The sequence below is a fragment of the Massiliimicrobium timonense genome, from assembly GCF_042850985.1.
Taxonomy (GTDB): domain Bacteria; phylum Bacillota_I; class Bacilli_A; order Erysipelotrichales; family Coprobacillaceae; genus Allocoprobacillus.
Window position 1 is genome coordinate 1,212,031 of the sequence record NZ_AP031415.1, and the last position, 19,628, is coordinate 1,231,658.

At 32.2% G+C, this 19,628-nt stretch carries 20 protein-coding genes; 14 read left to right on the forward strand and 6 right to left on the reverse strand.

Annotated features, from left to right (window positions below):
- Nucleotides 1–63 precede the first annotated feature (63 nt).
- From ACGHJ8_RS06360 to ACGHJ8_RS06370, 3 genes are all read left to right on the forward strand, one after another.
- Nucleotides 64–1,077 (forward strand): AI-2E family transporter, encoded by a 1,014-nt coding sequence (locus ACGHJ8_RS06360; RefSeq protein ID WP_390542267.1) that lies wholly within the window; start codon nucleotides 64–66, stop codon nucleotides 1,075–1,077.
- Between the two features lie 22 nt (nucleotides 1,078–1,099).
- Complete coding sequence (locus ACGHJ8_RS06365; protein WP_390542269.1) at nucleotides 1,100–1,873, forward strand: HAD-IIB family hydrolase; 774 nt, start codon at nucleotides 1,100–1,102, stop codon at nucleotides 1,871–1,873.
- A gap of 71 nt (nucleotides 1,874–1,944) precedes the next feature.
- On the forward strand, nucleotides 1,945–3,285 hold the full coding sequence (locus ACGHJ8_RS06370) for a citrate synthase (RefSeq protein ID WP_390542271.1): 1,341 nt from the start codon (nucleotides 1,945–1,947) through the stop codon (nucleotides 3,283–3,285).
- A 34-nt stretch (nucleotides 3,286–3,319) separates the two neighbouring features.
- Here ACGHJ8_RS06370 and ACGHJ8_RS06375 read toward each other — a convergent pair whose 3' ends face one another.
- Entirely contained in the window at nucleotides 3,320–4,384 is a 1,065-nt protein-coding gene (locus ACGHJ8_RS06375) for a branched-chain amino acid aminotransferase (protein ID WP_087358903.1), read from the reverse strand.
- A 243-nt stretch (nucleotides 4,385–4,627) separates the two neighbouring features.
- On the opposite strand from ACGHJ8_RS06375, the gene ACGHJ8_RS06380 reads away from it, so the two are divergent.
- The 9 genes from ACGHJ8_RS06380 (at nucleotide 4,628) to ACGHJ8_RS06420 (ending at nucleotide 13,162) form a co-directional block, all read left to right on the forward strand.
- Nucleotides 4,628–5,305 carry a DUF969 domain-containing protein gene (locus ACGHJ8_RS06380; protein ID WP_087358907.1) on the forward strand — a complete coding sequence of 226 codons (678 nt, stop codon included), beginning with the start codon at nucleotides 4,628–4,630 and terminating at the stop codon, nucleotides 5,303–5,305.
- Nucleotides 5,305–6,324, forward strand: a complete 1,020-nt coding sequence (locus tag ACGHJ8_RS06385; protein WP_087358909.1) for a DUF979 domain-containing protein — start codon at nucleotides 5,305–5,307, stop codon at nucleotides 6,322–6,324. Before ACGHJ8_RS06380 ends, ACGHJ8_RS06385 begins: the two co-directional genes overlap by 1 nt.
- A gap of 10 nt (nucleotides 6,325–6,334) precedes the next feature.
- Complete coding sequence (gene pcp / locus ACGHJ8_RS06390; protein ID WP_205090041.1) at nucleotides 6,335–6,976, forward strand: pyroglutamyl-peptidase I; 642 nt, start codon at nucleotides 6,335–6,337, stop codon at nucleotides 6,974–6,976.
- Nucleotides 6,976–7,434, forward strand: a complete 459-nt coding sequence (locus tag ACGHJ8_RS06395) for a gamma-glutamylcyclotransferase (RefSeq protein WP_087358912.1) — start codon at nucleotides 6,976–6,978, stop codon at nucleotides 7,432–7,434. Before pcp ends, ACGHJ8_RS06395 begins: the two co-directional genes overlap by 1 nt.
- Nucleotides 7,435–7,555: 121 nt before the next feature.
- Complete coding sequence (locus ACGHJ8_RS06400) at nucleotides 7,556–7,789, forward strand: FeoA domain-containing protein (protein WP_087358914.1); 234 nt, start codon at nucleotides 7,556–7,558, stop codon at nucleotides 7,787–7,789.
- Entirely contained in the window at nucleotides 7,782–9,791 is a 2,010-nt protein-coding gene (gene feoB, locus ACGHJ8_RS06405; protein WP_390542275.1) for a ferrous iron transport protein B, read from the forward strand. The genes ACGHJ8_RS06400 and feoB overlap by 8 nt, the downstream gene beginning before the upstream one ends.
- A gap of 12 nt (nucleotides 9,792–9,803) precedes the next feature.
- Nucleotides 9,804–10,445 carry a lactate utilization protein gene (locus ACGHJ8_RS06410; RefSeq protein ID WP_211964792.1) on the forward strand — a complete coding sequence of 214 codons (642 nt, stop codon included), beginning with the start codon at nucleotides 9,804–9,806 and terminating at the stop codon, nucleotides 10,443–10,445.
- A 9-nt stretch (nucleotides 10,446–10,454) separates the two neighbouring features.
- The gene (gene malQ, locus ACGHJ8_RS06415; RefSeq protein WP_390542277.1) at nucleotides 10,455–11,903 is read left to right on the forward strand and encodes a 4-alpha-glucanotransferase; all 1,449 of its coding nucleotides are present in this window, start codon (nucleotides 10,455–10,457) and stop codon (nucleotides 11,901–11,903) included.
- Nucleotides 11,900–13,162: a patatin-like phospholipase family protein gene (locus tag ACGHJ8_RS06420; RefSeq protein ID WP_390542279.1), complete on the forward strand. Its 1,263-nt coding sequence runs from the start codon at nucleotides 11,900–11,902 to the stop codon at nucleotides 13,160–13,162. Before malQ ends, ACGHJ8_RS06420 begins: the two co-directional genes overlap by 4 nt.
- On the opposite strand, the gene ACGHJ8_RS06425 is transcribed toward ACGHJ8_RS06420, so the two are convergent.
- Genes ACGHJ8_RS06425 through ACGHJ8_RS06435 form a run of 3 tightly spaced genes read right to left on the reverse strand, consistent with a single transcriptional unit; the run spans nucleotide 13,157 to nucleotide 15,723 of the window.
- Nucleotides 13,157–13,936, reverse strand: a complete 780-nt coding sequence (locus tag ACGHJ8_RS06425) for a type III pantothenate kinase (RefSeq protein WP_390542281.1) — start codon at nucleotides 13,934–13,936, stop codon at nucleotides 13,157–13,159. The genes ACGHJ8_RS06420 and ACGHJ8_RS06425 overlap by 6 nt on opposite strands.
- Nucleotides 13,930–15,123, reverse strand: a complete 1,194-nt coding sequence (gene coaBC / locus ACGHJ8_RS06430) for a bifunctional phosphopantothenoylcysteine decarboxylase/phosphopantothenate--cysteine ligase CoaBC (RefSeq protein ID WP_390542283.1) — start codon at nucleotides 15,121–15,123, stop codon at nucleotides 13,930–13,932. Before coaBC ends, ACGHJ8_RS06425 begins: the two co-directional genes overlap by 7 nt.
- Nucleotides 15,124–15,132: 9 nt before the next feature.
- Nucleotides 15,133–15,723: an ECF transporter S component gene (locus ACGHJ8_RS06435; RefSeq protein WP_087358927.1), complete on the reverse strand. Its 591-nt coding sequence runs from the start codon at nucleotides 15,721–15,723 to the stop codon at nucleotides 15,133–15,135.
- A 248-nt stretch (nucleotides 15,724–15,971) separates the two neighbouring features.
- Between ACGHJ8_RS06435 and rbr the strand changes: the two genes are divergently transcribed.
- Complete coding sequence (gene rbr, locus ACGHJ8_RS06440; protein ID WP_390542285.1) at nucleotides 15,972–16,622, forward strand: rubrerythrin; 651 nt, start codon at nucleotides 15,972–15,974, stop codon at nucleotides 16,620–16,622.
- A 19-nt stretch (nucleotides 16,623–16,641) separates the two neighbouring features.
- On the opposite strand, the gene ACGHJ8_RS06445 is transcribed toward rbr, so the two are convergent.
- Both ACGHJ8_RS06445 and ACGHJ8_RS06450 read right to left on the reverse strand, forming a co-directional pair.
- Entirely contained in the window at nucleotides 16,642–17,841 is a 1,200-nt protein-coding gene (locus ACGHJ8_RS06445; RefSeq protein WP_390542287.1) for an MFS transporter, read from the reverse strand.
- Between the two features lie 78 nt (nucleotides 17,842–17,919).
- Nucleotides 17,920–18,804 (reverse strand): MurR/RpiR family transcriptional regulator, encoded by an 885-nt coding sequence (locus ACGHJ8_RS06450; protein ID WP_390542289.1) that lies wholly within the window; start codon nucleotides 18,802–18,804, stop codon nucleotides 17,920–17,922.
- 110 nt (nucleotides 18,805–18,914) lie between these two features.
- Between ACGHJ8_RS06450 and ACGHJ8_RS06455 the strand changes: the two genes are divergently transcribed.
- A complete protein-coding gene (locus tag ACGHJ8_RS06455) occupies nucleotides 18,915–19,580 on the forward strand; it encodes a nitroreductase family protein (RefSeq protein ID WP_390542291.1) in 666 nt (221 codons plus the stop codon).
- The last annotated feature ends 48 nt before the right edge of the window (nucleotides 19,581–19,628 follow it).

A 19,628-nucleotide genomic window follows, 5' to 3' on the forward strand; every position in this document is an offset into this window, starting at 1 on the left:
GTATAAATAAGTCTTGATGGACTTATTTTTTTATTTGTGACATATATATCATTAGGTGAGTCTATGAATTATAAGAAATATTTTGTCATAGGATGTCGTTTGATTTGTTATATCATGCTCCTTAAATATATGTTTGCTTTGTTGTTTCCATTTCTATTGGCGATTCTATGTTTTTTTATCTTAAAGCCACTTATTGATAGAGTGCAACATAAAATTCCTCTCCAGACAAGTGCAATAGGTATTTCTTTGTTGTTGATGATTTACCTGTTTTTCGCATTTTTACTGGCCATTGGTTTTATGGCATTATTTTCTTTTGCAATCAAGTTTTTTCAAATGTTGCCAGTTTATTATGATTCCGTCTTTTTACCTTTTATGAATCAACTCACAGGAAGTTTTCAACAAGTTTTTTTATTCTTACCACAAGATATCATTGTTATATTTCAAAACTGGATTCATCAAAACATATTTCAAGCTATCTCTTTTGCATCACAATTTATCCAATCCATTCCTTCATTTCTCTTTTCTTTTTTTATCTTTATGATTTCCACCTTCTTTTTTATGTTAGACTATGAAGATATGAAAAGTTGTTTTTTAAGATTTATATCGCATCAGACATATATCAAACTTGTTCAACTTAAAAATCATGTTCTTAAAAGTTTATGGATTTATATCAAATGTCAATTCACTTTGATGTTTGTCACTTTTATGATTTTATGGATTGCTTTTATGATTTTGGATATAGAACCAGCACTATCTTATGCTTTTGTGATCAGTTTATTAGATGGTTTACCTTTTATAGGGGTTGGCATTATTTTAATTCCAATGATGCTTCTTTATGCTTTTCAAGGGATTTATATGAAATCACTGTATCTTTTTTGTTTATATATTCTGATCAATATGATTCATCAATTTTTAGAACCACATATCATGAATAAAGAAACAAAAATTCCGGCTTTTTTATTACTTGTTTCGATGGTCGTGCATATTCATTTTTTTGGCATTGTGGGAATTGTCCTATCACCATTGCATATGAGTTTTTTATATCAGTATTTTCATCAAAGTCAGGATTTGGTATAATAGAAAACAGGAGGAAAAGAGGATGCAAAAAAAATATTTTTTCTTTGATATTGATGGAACATTGACAAATAAACAGACAGGTGAACTTGTTGCCAGTGCTAAAAAAACGATTCAAAAATTACAGGATAACGGACATTTTGTCTGTATTGCGACAGGGAGAGCTTATTATAAAACAAAAGATTTTGCAAAAAAGGCAGGATTTCATCATATTGTCAGCAATGGAGGAGCTGCTATTACTATTAATGATCAGGTCATTGAAAATCGACCACTTGATCGAGATAAAGCGATAGCTTTATGCTATGAAGCTCATCAAAAAGGCTTTGGTCTATTGATTACCCCTAATGATAGTATTGATGTTTTAATGAATGATGAATTATTTATTAAACAGGTAGGGTATCGTTTAGAACCAACACGTTATTTTTATGAACCATCTTTACGATATGAAGATATTAAAGATTATTATAAGATTTATATTGCGATAGATCAAAAGCGTGAACATGAATTAACTTTATTAGATTCTTTAGGACATATCCGTTTTATGAAGGACTATTTAACTTATCAACATGATGAAAAGGATCAAGGTATTATGCGTATGTTAGAATATGTTGGTGGAACAAAAGAAGATGTTGTTGTTTTTGGAGATGATTATAATGATTTGATCATGTTTAAACCAGAATGGACATCTATTGCGATGGGAAATGCCTGTGAAGAATTGAAAAAGAAAGCTTCTTTTGTGACAAAAGCAAGTTATGATGATGGTATTGAATATGCCTGTCAATATTTTGGATGGATTTAACCCATAATAATTGTATACAATTATACAAAATAGTGTTATAATAGTACCAATATAGAAAAGGGGTGGAAATCATGAATGATCAAATTCAAGATTTTTTTCAAAAATCATTAATAGAAAATCAAATAGATAATGCTTTATATCAAACTTATTCTGTAAAAAAAGGATTACGTAATGAAGATGGAACAGGAGTTCTTGTTGGATTAACAAAAATTTCTGATGTTGTGGGATATAAAAAGATAGATGGACAGAAGAAAGATGATTATGGACGTCTTTATTATCGTGGAATCAATGTAGAAGACATGATTCGTTATCCTAAAGAGAATAAAAGATATTTGTTTGAAGAAGTCTGTTTTTTAATTCTTTTTGGATATTTACCAACATCAGAAGAATTTGAAAGATTTAAAAAAATCTTAAGTGAGCAATATGCTTTACCACCACATTATTTGGAAGCCAATATATTAGGTTTTCCTGCTAAAAATTTAATGAATAAATTACAACAGGAAGTTTTGATGCTGTATGGTTATGATGGTGATCCAGATAATACGGGCATACAGGAAACATTAAATAAGGGAATCAATTTATTAGCTAAAATACCAAGTATTGTCTGTTATACATATCAGACAAAGGTTCACTATTTTGATGAGAAAAGTCTGGTTATTCATCATGTTCAAAAAGATTTGAGTATCGCTGAAATGATTTTGACTTTATTACGTCCAGATGGACAGTTTACACACAAGGAAGCAGAAATTTTAGATATTGCTTTGGCTTTACATGCTGATCATGGGGGAGGGAATAACTCTACTTTTACGAATGTTGTGATTTCCTCAACAGGAACGGATATTTATTCAGCTGTTGCTGGAGCAATAGGTTCATTGAAAGGTCCTCGACATGGGGGTGCCAATTTAGCTGTTAAAAGACAGATGGAAAAAGTTATTGGAGAGATTTCAATAGAGGCTTTGGACGAGGATATTGAAAGAATCATTAATCGTATTTTAGATAAGGATTTTAATGATGGCAGTGGATTGATTTATGGGATTGGACATGCGGTTTATACTTTAAGTGATCCACGTAGTGAAATCTTAAGTGAAAAATGTCAAGAACTGGCGATTGAAAAAGGACGTTATCAGGAATATAAGTTCTATAAACGTTTTGGGGAGATTGCTGTTGCGAAAATTTATGAACGTAAAGGAATACATGTCTGTACAAATGTTGATTTTTATAGTGGACTTGTTTATAGTATGTTGAATATTCCTGAAGACCTTTATACCTTATTGTTTGTTGTTGCCAGAACAGTAGGATGGATTGCTCATAATATTGAAAATAAACTTTATTCTAATCGTATTATTCGTCCAGCTACAAAATATGTAGGCGAATTAAAGGAATATCAACCTATAGAAAAACGTGAATCATAAAAAACGATTATCATTAAAGATAACCGTTTTTCTTTTATTTAATGACTTTTGTCCAATGATAAGGGTCTTCCAGTCTTCCCCATTGAATACCTGTTAATGTATCATAAAGTTTTTGTGTAAGTGGTCCAGTTTTAAAATCATGAATAGTGATTTTTTCACCCTTATAACAAAGTTCACCAATAGGTGAAATCACAGCAGCTGTTCCTGTTCCCCATGCTTCTTTTAATTGGCCAGTACGTCCAGCTTCCATCAGCTCATCAATGCTTAAATCACGTTCTTCAACTTTGTATCCCATATCTTTTAAAATATGGATAATAGAATCTCTTGTGACACCGGGTAATACAGAACCTTCAAGTGCAGCAGTTACAACCGTATCATTAATCAAGAACATGACATTCATTGTTCCAACTTCTTCAACATAACGACGATGCACACCATCTAGCCATAATACCTGTGTATAGCCATTTTGTTCGGCTTTCACTTGAGCAGCAATGCTGGCAGCATAGTTTCCACCACATTTTGTAAAACCTGTCCCACCTTTAACAGCTCTAACATATTCATCTTCAACCCAGATTTTGACAGGGTTGACACCTTCAGGATAATAGGCACCTACAGGTGATAAGATAATAATAAAGCGATAACTATTGGCAGGGTGAACACCGACACCAGGTTGAGAAGCATACATGAATGGACGAATATAAAGCGAAGTATCTGGCGCAGTTGGAATCCAGTCTTGTTCATATTTGACAAGTGCTTCGACAGCTTCTACAAACATGTCTTCAGGCAATTCTGCCATACAAATACGTTTATTTGAATTAATCATTCGTCGAGCATTCATTTCTGGTCTAAACAATAGAATCTGACCTTGAGGATTACGATAAGCTTTTAATCCTTCAAATGTTTCTTGAGCATAATGAAGCACCATTGTTGCTGGATCCATCGCAATAGGTCCATAAGGTACTATACGAGCATCATGCCATCCGACATCTTTATCCCAATCCATTATAAACATATGGTCAGTAAAATATTGACCGAATCCTAAATGGTTTTGATCTGGTTTTGTTTTTAGTGTTTTTGCTCTTTCGATTTTAATTTCCATAAAAATCCCCCTTTTTATAATTAAAGAAATTATACTCTTTTTTAGATAGGGTTACAATATCTTTTTTCTTTTCAATAAAAAAATAAAGACTATTTTTATATAAAATAGAAAAAAAGATTACCAAAAATTGTTATATTAACATAAAGAAGTAGAAAAAACGAAAAGAGTTTTATATGTTTTCTTGCAAGAATCTTAAAAATCATATATAATGATTTTATCATTATTTGAAAGGGGAGTTTAGTTGTGGAGTATATCACACTGATTGGGATTGTCATCATCGTTGTAGGTTTTGCTTTTAAATTAGATGTTTTGGCAACTGTTATTATTTCAGGAATTGTCACAGGACTTGTTTCTGGAATGAATATCATAGAGATTTTAGAAATATTAGGAAGTTCTTTTGTTTCCAATCGTTTAATGTCCATCTTTTTAATTATTTTCCCAGTAATTGCGATTATCGAAAGATATGGATTAAAAGAAAGGGCAGCTTATTTGATTGGAAAAATTAAAAATGCCTCAGCTGGTAAAGTGTTGGCTATTTATTCCGTTATTCGTACTATAGCCTCAGCTTTAAATATCAGAATTGGAGGGGTTGTTCAATTCGTCAGACCATTAATTATGCCAATGGCACAGGCTGCTGGTGAAAAAGTCAAAGGAGAAGAATTGACAGAAGATGAAGAAGAATCATTAAAAGGATTATCATCTGCTGTTGAAAACTATGGAAATTTCTTTGCTCAAAACTGTTTCCCTGCTGCCAGTGGTGTTGTTTTGATGTATGGAACAATGGCTGAAGCTGGATTTACAGAAGTCACTTTAGCAAGTATTGCGGGAGCTTCTATTTATATTGCAGCGATTTCTATTGTTTTGGCTTTTATTCAAGTCTTTTTATATGATAGAAAAATCAAGAAGGGAGGAAATAAATAATGTTAGATTTTTTAACAATCTATTTTCCTGAATTCTTTTATGTTTTATGTTCTTTTGTAAGCTTTGATACAGCTTATCGTGCAACACGTAATAAAGAAGCAAAAATAGGAACAACTTTATTTTGGGCTCTATTAGGTGTTATCTTTATGTTAGGGAAAGTGTTACCTAATGTATTGATTGGGGCTATGCTTGTTGTTATGGGATGTTTAACAGTAACAAATCAAGTTAAAATGGGTGAATTTGAAGAATCAACACATGAATTCCGTCAACAATCTAGTGAAAAATTAGGAAATAAAATTTTTGTTCCTGCTGTTTCTATTGGTGTTATGGCATTGATTTTATCATTGATTCAATACAATAAAGATACAGCTCAAACATTCTTTTTAAAGTTAAGTAATTTCTTTTCATTCCAATTATTTTCATTTGGTAGCAGCAGTGGTGATCCAACAGCTTTAGATGGGGCTGTTATGACAGGAATTGCTTGTTTAGTTGCATTTGTTTTAGCAATTATTATTTGTAAACCAAAATTATCTGAAACACGTAGTGATACATCACGTTTATTAATGCAAGTTGGAGCATCATGTCTATTACCACAATTATTAGGTGCTTTAGGTAGTGTCTTTAATGAAGCTGGTGTAGGAGATGTGATTTCTAGTATTATTTCTAGTGTCGTGCCTTCTGGAAACATTGTCATTGGAGTGATTGTTTATGTATTAGGTATGGTCATCTTTACAATGATTATGGGAAATGCCTTTGCTGCTTTTACAGTTATTACTATTGGAATTGGTATTCCATTTGTTATTAATCAAGGAGGAGATCCTTCAATTGTAGCTGCATTAGGTATGACGGCAGGATATTGTGGAACTTTAATGACTCCAATGGCTGCAAACTTTAATATTGTTCCTTGTGCGGTTTTGGAAACAAAAGATCAAAAATGGGCAGTTATTAAGGCACAGGCTCCAATTGCTTTAATTATGATTGTGATTCATATTGTTTTAATGCTTGTTTTAGCATTCTAGGAGGTTGCAAATGAAAATTTTAGTTACAGGTTTTGATCCTTTTGGTGGTGATAAAATTAATCCTGCCATTGAATCAGTGAAAAAACTACCAGATGAAATTGCTGGTGCTCAAATTATCAAATTAGAAATTCCAACGGTTTGTCATCAATCTTTAAAAGTCATTGATGAAGCGATTGCTAAAGAAAATCCGGATGTTGTTCTATCAGTTGGACAGGCTGGAGGACGTACAGACATGACAGTCGAAAGAATTGGGATTAATATAGATGATTGTCGTATTCCAGATAATGCTGGACAACAAATTATTGATGAACCTGTTTTTGCTGATGGACCAGCAGCTTATTTCTCTAATTTACCAATTAAAGCGATGGTTGAAAATATTCGTCAAAAACAGATTCCTGCATCTGTATCCAATACTGCTGGAACATTTGTCTGCAACCATGTTTTATATGGTGTACGTCACATTATTGAAACGAAATATCCCGGTAAAAAAAGTGGATTCATTCATATTCCATTCTTACCAGAACAAGTGATTACAAGACCAAATACAGCAAGTATGAGTTTGGATACAATCGTTGAAGGTTTAATCGCAGCGATTGAAGCCATTGTGACAACAGAGAATGATATTAAAGTGACAGGTGGTGCAACACATTAATGGTACGTGTTTTTGTTTATGGAACATTGAGAAAAGGAATGTATAATCACGATATTTATTTAAGAGAACGTAGTGTTTATTGTGGTGATGGTTATATAAAAGGAAGTTTAATGACGATTGCTGGAGTCGTTTATCCTGCTTTTTTACCACAGGGGGATCATCTTGTTTTTGGTGAACTCTATGATGTGGATGAAGAAACAGCTCAATGTTTAGATGAACTGGAAAGTTATTTTGGTGAACACAATCAAGATAATGAGTATAATAAGATTTCTATGGATATTCTAGATCAAGATGGTCAAGTGAAAGATCAGGCATATGTTTATATTTATAATATGGATAATCCTCGAAATGTAGAATCTTTAGGTGATGATATTGAGGAATCTGATTATGTTTTGTATATGCAAAAACAAAAATTAAGAAATCAAAGTGTCTTTGATGATCAGGAAAATGTTCTTTAGATGATAAAGGGAGTTTTAGGCGTGATGTTTAAAACTCTTTTTTTGTATAAAAAAATGTCAAAAGATAATATTTTCATTGATAAAAAAATGCGTTATAATGGTTAGGTAATGAGGTGAGGGTATGACTTTAGATCAAATGAGTCCTCAGACATTAGTACAGATTGTTGCTGTGAATGGAAAGGGACTTTTAAGAAGACGTTTATTAGAAATGGGTTTAACACCCCATACATTAGTTAAAATTAGAAAAGTAGCACCTATGGGGGATCCAATAGAAGTCTATTTAAGAAGTTATGTTTTGACTTTGAGGAAAGAGGATGCTTCTTTAATTGAAGTAAAGGTGGTAGATCATGATTAAGAAGATTGCTTTGATTGGAAATCAAAATTGTGGAAAAACAACTTTATTTAATGCTTTAACTGGTTCTTCACAACATGTCGGTAATTTTCCAGGTGTCACAGTAGAACAAAAAACAGGGTTTATAAAAAAACATAAAGATGAACTTGAATTGATTGATTTACCGGGTATTTATTCTTTGTCACCTTATACTTCAGAAGAAATAGTTTCTATTCGTTATTTATTAGAGGAAAAACCATGTTTAATTATTAATATTATTGATGCGACAAACATGGAAAGAAATCTTTATTTAACAACTCAATTATTAGAATTAAATATTCCAATGATTCTTGTTTTAAATATGATGGATGAAGTTATTGTAAGTGGTAACAGTATTGATATTGATGGGCTAAAAGAACGTCTTGAAATGGATGTTGTACCTATTTCAGCAAGTAAAAATGAGGGTATTGAAGATGTTATTACTGCGATTGAAAAGAACTTAGATCAATCATCACATCATATTGATATTTGTCATGGCGTTGTTCATAAGGCCATTCACTCTATATCGCATATTGTTGAACAGAGTGCTCAATCTTTGCATTTACCTTTGCGTTATTGTGTTACAAAAATCATTGAAGGTGATGAAGATATGTTTGATAAGTTGCATATTGATCAAGGAGATCGTCATATTATTGAGCATATTCTAGAAAAAATGGAAGAAGAAGCAGGAACTGATCGTGAAGCAGCTTTGGTAGATATGCGTTATTCTTTTATTGAAGATGTTTGCCATCATACAGTTTTTATTGAAAGTGAAACCAAAGAACAGATTCGTTCAGAAAAAATCGATCGTTTATTAACACATAAATATTTAGGTATTCCTATTTTTATTTTGATTATGTTGTTTATTTTTTATTTGACATTCTCACTTATAGGTGCACCTTTGCAAGATCTTATGGATAGTCTTATAGGACAGTTTTCTAATTGGATTATTCATCTTTTGGAAGTTAATGATGTGGCCTATTGGTTGCGTTCTTTAGTTGGTGATGGTATTTTGGCAGGAGTAGGAAGTGTTTTGTCGTTTCTACCTGTAATTGTGATTTTATTTTTCTTTTTATCTATGCTGGAGGATAGTGGTTATATGGCCAGAGTAGCTTTCGTTATGGATAAGGCATTAAGAAAAATAGGACTCTCTGGACGCTCTTTTGTACCTATGTTGATTGGTTTTGGATGCAGTGTTCCGGCCATTATGGCAACACGTACTCTATCCAGTGACCGTGATCGTAAGATGACCATTATTTTAACACCTTTTATGTCATGTAGTGCCAAACTTCCTATTTATGGAATGATTATTGCTGCTTTCTTTCCACATAAAGCAGCTATTGTCATGTTGACAATTTATTGTATTGGTATACTGGTAGCGATTATTTCAGCAATACTTTTAAAAAATACCGTTTTTATAGGAGAGCCTGTTCCATTTGTTTTAGAACTCCCAGCTTATCGTATTCCAACTCTAAAAAATGTTTATTTAAATGTTTTGGATAAAGCTAAGGATTTTATTCATAAAGCATTTACAATTATTTTTATGGCTTCTATTGTTATCTGGTTTTTACAAAGTTTTAGCTTTACATTTGATTTTGTTTCTGATAGTTCACAAAGTATTCTGGCTGCCATTGGTTCATTTGTATCACCGATCTTTGCACCACTGGGATTCAATGACTGGCGTGCTTCTACAGCGTTAATGACAGGAATTACAGCAAAGGAATCTGTTGTTTCAACATTGACCGTTTTAACACAATCTTCTTCAACGGCTGCTTTTCATCAAGCTCTTGCTGGTATATTTACACCTTTATCGGCATTTGCTTTCTTAGTTTTTACAGTCTTATATATGCCTTGCGTTGCTGCCTTTGCAGCAACCAGACGTGAACTTCATTCCTGGATACAAGCTATTTTAACAGTTTTATTTCAGACGGGTATGGCATATCTTGTCGCATTCTTGATTTATCAGATAGGACACTTATTCATATAGGAGGATAGAAAGATGGATGAAAATTATAAAACATTATTACACATAAAAGAAAATCAGCTTATTAAAGCTTTTGAAAGAAATAATATGAGTTGTATGATTGTTAAAGACGAGGAAGAACTTCATCACTATTTAAAAAATATTTTGACAGATCAAAAGAAAGTTGCTGTTGGTGGGAGCGTGACACTTACTCAATTGGGTGTGATTGATTTGATTAAGAAAAGTGATGTTCATTTCATTGATCGTTATGAAGAAGGACTATCTCAAGAACAGGTTGTAGAAAGATTACGTGAGGGTTTATTATCTGATATCTTTATAACAAGTACCAATGCTTTGACTATGGATGGGTGCTTATATAATGTTGATGGACGAGGAAATCGTGTATCAGCAATGATTTTTGGACCTAAAGATGTTTATGTTATTGCGGGATTAAATAAGATTTTCATCAATGAACAGGAAGCAATCAATCATATTCGTGAATATAGTGCACCAGCCAATGCTTTACGTCTGCATAAAAAAACACCATGTACACGTGTAGGAAAATGCCAAGATTGTTTGAATGAAGATCGTATTTGTTCAAGTTATGTCAAATTAGGTTATCAAGGACAAAAAAATCGCATACACGTCATTATTATTGAAGAAAATATTGGATATTAGGTGGAAACTATGAAAAAAACAGGAATACTTTTTCCTATTTCGGCTTTACCAAGCCAATATGGAGTAGGAGATTTTGGTAAAAGTGCATATCGATTTGTTGATAAGATTGCTCAAGCACATATTCATATATGGCAAATTCTGCCATTGAATCCTTTAGGATATGGGAATTCTCCTTATCAGCCATTATCAAGCCATGCTGGTGATGAAATCTATTTGGATATTGAAACATTGATTGAAGCAGGTTTATTGAAACAGAATGAAGTCAAAGAGGAAGTCAATCAGACTTTATATGTTGATTATACGAGTGTCAGAAAACAAAAAGAGAAATATTATCAATTGGCTTTTTCACGTTTCCATGCTGATGACAATTATCATGATTTTGTAGAAAAAAATCATTCTTGGTTATATCCTTACGCTATTTTTCGTGTTTTTAAAACGCATCATCAAGAAAAATCATGGATTGAATGGGAAGAAGAATATAAAAATTATCATCATGATTATACGTTTTCATTATTACCTTTTACTAAGGAAATAGATTACCAGATGTTTTTACAGTATTTCTTTTTCCAGCAATGGCAACAATTAAGAGATTATGCTCATCAAAATAATATTGAAATTATTGGGGATATGCCTATATATGTTGGCTTAGATTCTGCTGATGTCTGGCAAAATCGTGAAAGTTTCTTATTGGAAGAAGATGGAACACCTTCATTTGTAGCAGGAGTACCTCCAGATTATTTTAGTAAATTTGGACAAAGATGGGGAAATCCTCTTTATGACTGGGAATATTTGAAAAAACATCATTATGCCTTTTGGGTGGATCGTATGAAGGCTTCTCAACAGATGTATGATCGTGTTAGAATTGATCATTTTAGAGGGTTTGATACTTATTGGAAAATACCAGCCAGTGAACCAACAGCTGTCATTGGAAAGTGGATTGAAGGACCTGCATATGATTTGTTTGATGCCTTATATGCTCAAGTGGACCATTTATCTATTTTAGCTGAAGATTTAGGTGATTTAAGACCAGAAGTTTATGAGTTGAGAGATCATTATCATCTTAAAGGAATGTATGTTTTTCAGTTTCATTATGCTTCAGATTTTGATTTTTCAAAAGTTGTTGTATATAGTGGCACACATGACAACGATACTTTAAATGGGTGGTTAAAGACTATAAAAAAAGAAGAATATAAAACATTAGAACAACAATTAAAAAAATATTCAGAAAAACATTTGTATCAGAAAATATTGCATTATTGTTTAGATCTGGAAGCTGAAGAAGTCATTATTCCAGTCTGGGATATCATGGGAAAACAGAGTGATTGTCGCTTTAATGTACCTGGTCAAATTGGTTCGCCTAACTGGGAATATCATTTGATAGATTTTCAAGAATTTGATGTCTACCTTGAACAATTCTCGCATATGATAGTAGAGAGTCAAAGGGGAGATTATGCATGAAAAAAGCGATTGTTCTTGCTGGAGGAGGAGCCAAGGGAGCCTATCAAGCAGGATTTATGAAAGCCATTGATGAATCAAAATGGGATTATCAGATTGTGACGGGAACATCTATTGGAGCTTTGAATGCTTGTTTATTAGCTCAAAAGGATATAGATGTTCTTTTGCATTTATGGGAAACTGTCGATGAAAAAGATATTTTTTCCAATGAATTGCCAACAATAGGTGGTGATTTAGAAACAATGTTGGATCAATCCCATCTTGCTATTTCATTTTTTAAAACTTATGTGAAAGAAAAAGGTGCAGATATTACACCTTTAAAATACTTGATCAGACGATTGTTAAAGGAAGATGTGCTGCTTCAATCATCCATTGATTTTGGTTTATGTACTGTTCACTATCCATCACTCAATCCACTCTATATCACAAAAGAAGAAATGCCACGTCAACATATTTATGATTATCTCTTGGCCAGTGCTTCATGTTTTCCTTTGTTTCCCATTCATCATTTTGATAATCAGTCTTATATAGATGGTGGCTATTTTGATAATGTTCCAATAGATTTAGCACTTGCTATGGGAGCTGATGAAGTTCTGGTTATAGATTTAGCATATCCAGTGAAACATTCTCATTATCTCCATCGTCCATCTATTCACTATACCCACCCACAAATAGAACTTCATGGCTTTATGGATTTTTCTCGATCTTCACTTGATCGATTGATTCGTTTGGGTTATCTTCAAGGTCAAAAAACAATGAAAAAATATGTTGGCAATTGTTATACGTTTTTACCTTTTCAAACATCTTTGTTTGATATTATATATCATGAAGTCCTTTATACAGAAAGAAAGATAAGAGAATATACAAACAGCAGCAGTCAAGATCATCTATATCAACATTTTCTGGAAACACATTTTCAAGAACCTTTAATGATACAAGATTATTTATATGTTATTCTTGACTGGATTTGTGAACTGATGGAAAGGGATGTCAGTTATGTTTATCGTTTTGATATATTGACTGAAGATATATTGAAAGATTTTCAAGAATATTGTCAAAGTGATTTTTCAAAGGTTTTCTCAGGTGATTGGCATATTGTAGAACATTTGAATGGTCGAGGGCTGGTTGGTGTTATTCTTCATCTGTTGCTTTATCCAGAACATGATAAAATAGGTATAGAACGTCTTATGACATTATTTGATAAACAATATATGATGGCTCAATTGATCAAGTGGCTATATGTAAAAAAGCAAAGTTTATAAGCTTTGCTTTCTTTTTGTTTTATCATAAATAATTTTTAATCCTTTAAAAGTTAAATCTGCATCATAAATATCTATGAGGGCAGTTTCTTTTGCTATCATTCTTCCTAAACCACCTGTCGAAATGACTTTCATATCTTGCTGATATTCTTTTTTGATTTGTTGAATTAAATATTCAGTTTGACCAATATATCCAAAAAAGACACCTGATTGCATACTTTTAATTGTATTTTTAGCAATCACATGTTCAGGTTTTTGAATTTCTATTTCAGGTAATTTAGCGGCCTGTGAAGAAAGGGCATTTGCACATATACCAATACCCGGAGCTGTTGCTCCACCTAAGAATTCCCCTTGATGGCTGACAACATCATAAGTTGTAGCTGTTCCAAAATCAATGACCAGACAGGGACCACCATATGTATAATAAGCACCTACGGCATCAACTAAACGATCGGCACCTAATGTAGAAGGGTTGTCAATACGGATATCAATACCTGTTTTGACACCAGGTCCAATAAAAATAGGTTCTTTAAATAAATATTTTTTGATAGAATTTGTAAATGAATAATTAATTTTAGGAACAACACTACTAATGATGATATCATCAATATCTTTAACAGTAATAGCTGAAGCATTTAAAAATGATAAAAGCATAAAACCATATTCATCAGATGTTCTTTGAAATTTTGTTGTTAAACGATAAGTTCCTATCAAGAAATCTTCATGATAGATTCCCATTGTAATATTTGTATTTCCAATATCAATAACAATTAACATTTTTGTTCCTCCCGTTTTTTCATCTGATTTAAGATTTCAAAAGCCAAATCATTTTTACTCATGAGATCATAATGATGAATAGACTCACTTGTAAGAATGCTGACAACATTGGTATCACCTTGAAAACCAGCTCCTTTTGTTTTTAAATGATTAGCTACAATCATATCGCAATTTTTCTTCTGTAGTTTTTCTTTAGCATTTTCAATTAAATCTTGTGTTTCCATTGCAAAACCACAAATGATCTGATGTGGTTTTTTATGCTGACCCATTTCCAAAAGAATATCTTGATTTTTTTGTAACTGTAATGTCAAAGTATCTTCATGTTTTTTGATTTTTTCTTGAGCAATATTTTGACAACGATAATCTCCTACAGCTGCTGACATAATGATATAATCAAAATCCTGAACACGATTGATGATTTCATCATGCATTTGTTTGGCAGTGATAATATCAATTGTTTTGACACCGTAGGGTTTATTCAAGGAAGTTGGACCACTGATTAATGTGACATCCCCACCCATTAAAAAAGCACTACGGGCTAAAGCATATCCCATCTTACCACTGGAATGATTGGTAATAAAACGAACAGGGTCAATGCTTTCTTGAGTTGGACCGGCACTCACAAGAATTTTTTTATTTTTTAAAACTTTAGGTGTGAACATATAGTCAATCATTTCTAAAAGAATATCTTCATCAGCCAACTTTCCTTTACCCACATCACCACATGCCAGTAACCCAGAAACAGGTTCAACAAATGTGACTCCAGCATCTTTTAGTATTTGCATATTTCTTTGTGTGATTGCATTTTCATACATATGAACATTCATTGCAGGGGCAATGAGTTTAGGACATGTTGCTGCAAGAAAAGCACTTGTCAGCATATTATCAGCCATTCCATAAGCCAGTTTCGCAATGGTATGTGCACTGGCAGGAACAATCATAAATAAATCGGCATCTTTGACAATATCAACATGTGTGATGATGGCAGGATTTTCATCATCAAATGTATCGACATAGACTTTACGTTTAGTTAATGACTGAATACAGATAGGTGTTATAAAACGTGTAGCACTTTCGCTCATCATCACTTCTATCTGATATCCTTTTTTGATAAGATCACTAATCAGTTGAACACTTTTAAATGCAGCAATGCTGCCAGTTATTCCAATAATGATTTTTTTAGACATTTTTTCACCTTATTTCTTAAATTGAATGAGTATACGAGAAACAATAACTGCAATGATTGTTCCAACAGCCGCTTCTAATAATCCCGTTGTTGCGATAATTGTTAATAGATAGGGAAGAAGCTTTGTTAGTGACAATCCTATAGCTGTAGCATATTGATTGCCAAAAAAAAGATATATTCCTCCTAAAACAAGGATTGTATTGGTCATAGCACCCACCAGAGAACCTAAACACATGGCTGGTATGGGATGGCTTTTTCCTTTTTCATAAATCAGACCGGCAATATATCCAATACATACTCTTGGCATAATCGCAATAACAAGACTCCATAATGAGCCACTGATAAAAGGAGAAAAGACAAAAGATGTTATTGTTGGTTGAATGGTATTGATAATCAAGCTGGATAAACCAAATACCAGACCAATTTGCGCTCCTTGCTTTTTTCCTAAAACAATCCCAGCAATGATGACGGGAATATGCAATGTTGTTGCACGTAAGGGACCAATAGGAATAAATCCTAAAAAGGGAACCATGACCATGAGAATCTCAATAGCGATAAAAAGTGACATCAAAGCCAGATTCCTTGTTTTTTGTTGATTCATTTGTTACCTCCACTGTCATTTCATTTATGAATACGACGTTTCATTATTTTGATCAAAAAGAAAAGTTAGTGCTTAAAAAAGTCACTACTATAGCATTCTTTTTTTCATCTCACATTATACATGTTTATGCTTACAAAAGCAATCATAGAATGAATTTATAAATAATAATGATTACTATTATTAAAAAGTTCTTGCTTTCTTATTTTTTAGGTGTATAATGAAAGTAGATGAATAAGGAGGAAAAAATAATGACAAAATGGATTTGTAAAGTATGTGGATATGTTTATGAAGGAGAAAATGCTCCTGACCAATGTCCAGTTTGTAAGGCTCCAGCAAGTCAATTTGAAAAAGTAGAAGAAAAGAAATCAAAATATGCTGGAACAAAAACAGAAAAGAATTTAATGGAAGCTTTTGCAGGTGAATCTCAAGCCAGAAATAAATATACTTATTTTGCTGAAATGGCTAGAAAAGAAGGGCTGGAACAGATTGCTGCAATTTTTGAAGAAACAGCAAATCAAGAAAAACAACATGCGAAAATGTGGTTTGCTGAATTTCATGGCATTGGATCAACAGATGAAAATTTAGAAGTGGCAGCAGCAGGAGAAAACGAAGAATGGACTGATATGTACAAACGTATGGCTAAAGAAGCAAGAGAAGAAGGATTTGAAGAATTGGCTGTGAAGTTTGAAAATGTTGGAAAAGTTGAAAGATCTCATGAAGCTCGTTATTTAAGATTATTGAAAAACTATAAAGAAGGAAAAACGTTTAAAGGTGATGCTCCAAAAGGATGGAAATGCAGACAATGTGGTTTCATTTATGAAGGAGAAGAAGCACCTGAAAGATGTCCAACATGTGGATATCCAAAAGCTTATTTTGAAAGAATGACAGAAAATTATTAATAAAAAAACTGATGATACATCAGTTTTTTTCATATGATTCAACAAGAGGCCTTTTTGATAGACCTGTTTTATTTTTAAGTGTAAAGAACATAATAAGAAAACCTAAGATTGTTAAAATACCAACAAAAATCAGCATACTGTTTAAGCCAAAAGTATCTTGTAAAATACCTCCCAAAATATTACCTATCGCTGCTCCTAAACCAGTAGACATCATCGCAATCATTGTTTGACCCATCATTTGATCATTTTCTGCTAAATGATCATTGACATAATAAGTGATGGTTGCGGTAAATAAACCATAAGAAAATCCTTGAAACATCATACCAATTAAAAGAATAGGAAGTGACGGAGCTAAACAGATTGTAAAGTTTCTAATAAGATAGAATCCTGCACTGGCAAGGATGAGTGTTTCAGCACGATATTTTTTTAATAAACGGAAAGTCACAGACATCAAAGGCATTTCACTGGCTGCCATGCAAAACACAGCCACACCATATAAAGACGTGCTTCCACCTAAGTTTTTTACAATATTGATTAAATAAGTTGACAATGATGTTGAGGCAGCTATCATCAGAGAAAAAGCAACTAGAATCATAAAAAATGTACGATAATTTTGAATGATTGAAAAAGCTGTTGATTGTTTTTCTTTGGTATCTTGTTGATGTGTCTGATAATCGGGCATAGAAAAAAGCATATATAATAAGGCAATACTTGAAATAAGATGAGCAAAAATAATGATTGTTGGATTAAAGAGTTCAATCAACTGACTAATGACGATAGCTCCAGTTGCATAGGCAATTGAACCAAGTCCACGTGATAAACCAAAATTAATATATTGTCCATCTTTAAGATAATTCATACACAGCATGGATAAAAACGGTACAATGGAAACGACTGTACTTAATAAAAGAATATAAAATAACATAATTATCCAAATAGGTGTTGTTATAAAAAATAGACTGATAAACATACCAAACATTAGTAAGTATAAGATAAGAATCAAATTTTTAATGTTTAAACGAGGGATTTTGGATAAAAGCGATGAGATGAATGGAGAAAAAAAGATAGAAAAGATGGCTCCACCACCACTGACAATACCAATGTCAGTATTGCTTAAACCTCGATATTGTAAAAATATAGCTATATATCCATAAATAGATAAATAGGATACCCAAAAAAGAATGTGTACAAAATTATATTTCATTTGTAAAGATTTCATGTTTTTATTTCCCTCCCACATAGCGATTTTATCATATCAAAAAATCTATTTATTATGATTTTTTTTCAGAATATGAAATTATTTTCTTTCATCACTGACAGGACTGGATAAAGGATGTCTAGAGTCATTTTTTTTATCATAACTGACCTTGTTTTGGATGTTTTGATTGTAATCTTTTTGAAAGATACATGAGAAAATGATGTTCAATAAATATTCAATAGATATCTGAGAAGCAAATGGTGCAATCTTGGTAAAAATCTTTTCTCTTGAACCAATATTTAAAATATAGTTTGCATAATGTGATAAACGATTATTACCAATGGATGTTAAAATAATCATAGGAGTGCCTTTTTCCTTTAATGTTTGGGCAATCTGAATGTTTTCGTTTGTTTCACCAGAATATGAAATAATCATAGCAATATGATTTTCATTAGAGTTATATGATTGAAATATCTGTTCACCATGCAGGATTTTTAAATTGACATTTCTTGAAATACGCATCATCTTATGTTGAAAGCTCATGGCTGCCAGAAGTGAATTGCCTGAACCATAAATATCTATATGATCATGGGTATACAGTAAATCAACAATTTTTTCTAACATTGAAAAATCAATGAGTTTAATTGTATCAGCAATGACTTCTTGATATAAAGAAGACAGTTTATGACAAATCATCGGGTAACTATCTTCTTTTGAAAAAGGGAAATTGACATCAATACGATCTGTATGATGTAAATCATATTGAAGTTCAGCTGAATATTTGATTTTAAAATCATTGTAACCTTCTAACCCCATCTTTTTACAAAGTCGAACAATGGTTGCAGGAGAAGTATAAGTCTGCTTTGCTAAAGTTTTGACAGACATGCTTAAAACATCTTCGCCATGATTTAAAATATATCGAGCAATTTGTTTCTCGGATTGAGAAAATTCCAGTTCAAATTCTAATTGTGTCATTATACTCATTGTTATCACCAAGTCTATTATAACATGAAACAAAGTTTCATAGTAGTTGATATTTTCATGTTTTGTATGAAACAATCATATGTTAAAATATATAGGAGGAGGCGATGTTGATGGATTTAAAAGAAGCTATAAAAAAACGTCATAGCGTTCGTCAATATATAAAACAACCTTTGTCTTTAGAAATTATTGAAGAATTAAAAGGCAAAATACAAGAATGTAATCAAAAAAGTGGTTTACATATTCAACTCATAACCAATGAATCTCAATCATTTCAAAGTCGCATGGCACATTATGGTCAATTTGAAGGTGTTGAAAATTATATAGCATTGATTGGAAAAAGAAGTCAAGATTTAGAAGAAAAATGTGGTTATTATGGTGAACATCTTGTTTTATTCGCACAACAATTAGGTTTGAATACATGCTGGGTTGCTTTGACTTATAAGAAAATGATTTCATGTATGCAAATAAGTCCTGATGAAAAGCTAATTGCGGTTATTGTAGTGGGGTATGGGGAAAATCAAGGAAAGCTTCATCGTAGTAAAGCAATGAAGGATGTGGCTAAAGGAGATGAACCTTTTCCAAAATGGTTTCAAGCAGGCGTCCAATATGCTTTATTAGCCCCGACAGCATTGAATCAACAAAGATTTCAAGTCCTTTACCATCATCATAAAGTATTAATCAAAGCAAAGCGAGGATTTTATACAAAGATTGATTTAGGTATTGTCAAATATCATTTTGAAATAGGTGCTGGAAAAGAAAATTTCCAGTGGGAATAATTATGAAACAATGTTTCATAATTTATATAGAATTTTATAAAATATGAA

Excerpts from the sequence above, each read along its gene's own strand:
- ACGHJ8_RS06360 (WP_390542267.1), top strand. The coding sequence starts at position 64 with ATGAATTATAAGAAATATTTTGTCATAGGATGTCGTTTGATTTGTTAT.
- ACGHJ8_RS06365 (WP_390542269.1), top strand. The coding sequence starts at position 1,100 with ATGCAAAAAAAATATTTTTTCTTTGATATTGATGGAACATTGACAAAT.
- ACGHJ8_RS06370 (WP_390542271.1), top strand. The coding sequence starts at position 1,945 with ATGAATGATCAAATTCAAGATTTTTTTCAAAAATCATTAATAGAAAAT.
- ACGHJ8_RS06375 (WP_087358903.1), bottom strand. The coding sequence starts at position 4,384 with ATGGAAATTAAAATCGAAAGAGCAAAAACACTAAAAACAAAACCAGAT.
- ACGHJ8_RS06385 (WP_087358909.1), top strand. The coding sequence starts at position 5,305 with ATGTTAGATTTTTTAACAATCTATTTTCCTGAATTCTTTTATGTTTTA.
- pcp (WP_205090041.1), top strand. The coding sequence starts at position 6,335 with ATGAAAATTTTAGTTACAGGTTTTGATCCTTTTGGTGGTGATAAAATT.
- ACGHJ8_RS06395 (WP_087358912.1), top strand. The coding sequence starts at position 6,976 with ATGGTACGTGTTTTTGTTTATGGAACATTGAGAAAAGGAATGTATAAT.
- ACGHJ8_RS06400 (WP_087358914.1), top strand. The coding sequence starts at position 7,556 with ATGACTTTAGATCAAATGAGTCCTCAGACATTAGTACAGATTGTTGCT.
- feoB (WP_390542275.1), top strand. The coding sequence starts at position 7,782 with ATGATTAAGAAGATTGCTTTGATTGGAAATCAAAATTGTGGAAAAACA.
- ACGHJ8_RS06410 (WP_211964792.1), top strand. The coding sequence starts at position 9,804 with ATGGATGAAAATTATAAAACATTATTACACATAAAAGAAAATCAGCTT.
- malQ (WP_390542277.1), top strand. The coding sequence starts at position 10,455 with ATGAAAAAAACAGGAATACTTTTTCCTATTTCGGCTTTACCAAGCCAA.
- ACGHJ8_RS06420 (WP_390542279.1), top strand. The coding sequence starts at position 11,900 with ATGAAAAAAGCGATTGTTCTTGCTGGAGGAGGAGCCAAGGGAGCCTAT.
- ACGHJ8_RS06425 (WP_390542281.1), bottom strand. The coding sequence starts at position 13,936 with ATGTTAATTGTTATTGATATTGGAAATACAAATATTACAATGGGAATC.
- coaBC (WP_390542283.1), bottom strand. The coding sequence starts at position 15,123 with ATGTCTAAAAAAATCATTATTGGAATAACTGGCAGCATTGCTGCATTT.
- ACGHJ8_RS06435 (WP_087358927.1), bottom strand. The coding sequence starts at position 15,723 with ATGAATCAACAAAAAACAAGGAATCTGGCTTTGATGTCACTTTTTATC.
- rbr (WP_390542285.1), top strand. The coding sequence starts at position 15,972 with ATGACAAAATGGATTTGTAAAGTATGTGGATATGTTTATGAAGGAGAA.
- ACGHJ8_RS06445 (WP_390542287.1), bottom strand. The coding sequence starts at position 17,841 with ATGAAATCTTTACAAATGAAATATAATTTTGTACACATTCTTTTTTGG.
- ACGHJ8_RS06450 (WP_390542289.1), bottom strand. The coding sequence starts at position 18,804 with ATGAGTATAATGACACAATTAGAATTTGAACTGGAATTTTCTCAATCC.
- ACGHJ8_RS06455 (WP_390542291.1), top strand. The coding sequence starts at position 18,915 with ATGGATTTAAAAGAAGCTATAAAAAAACGTCATAGCGTTCGTCAATAT.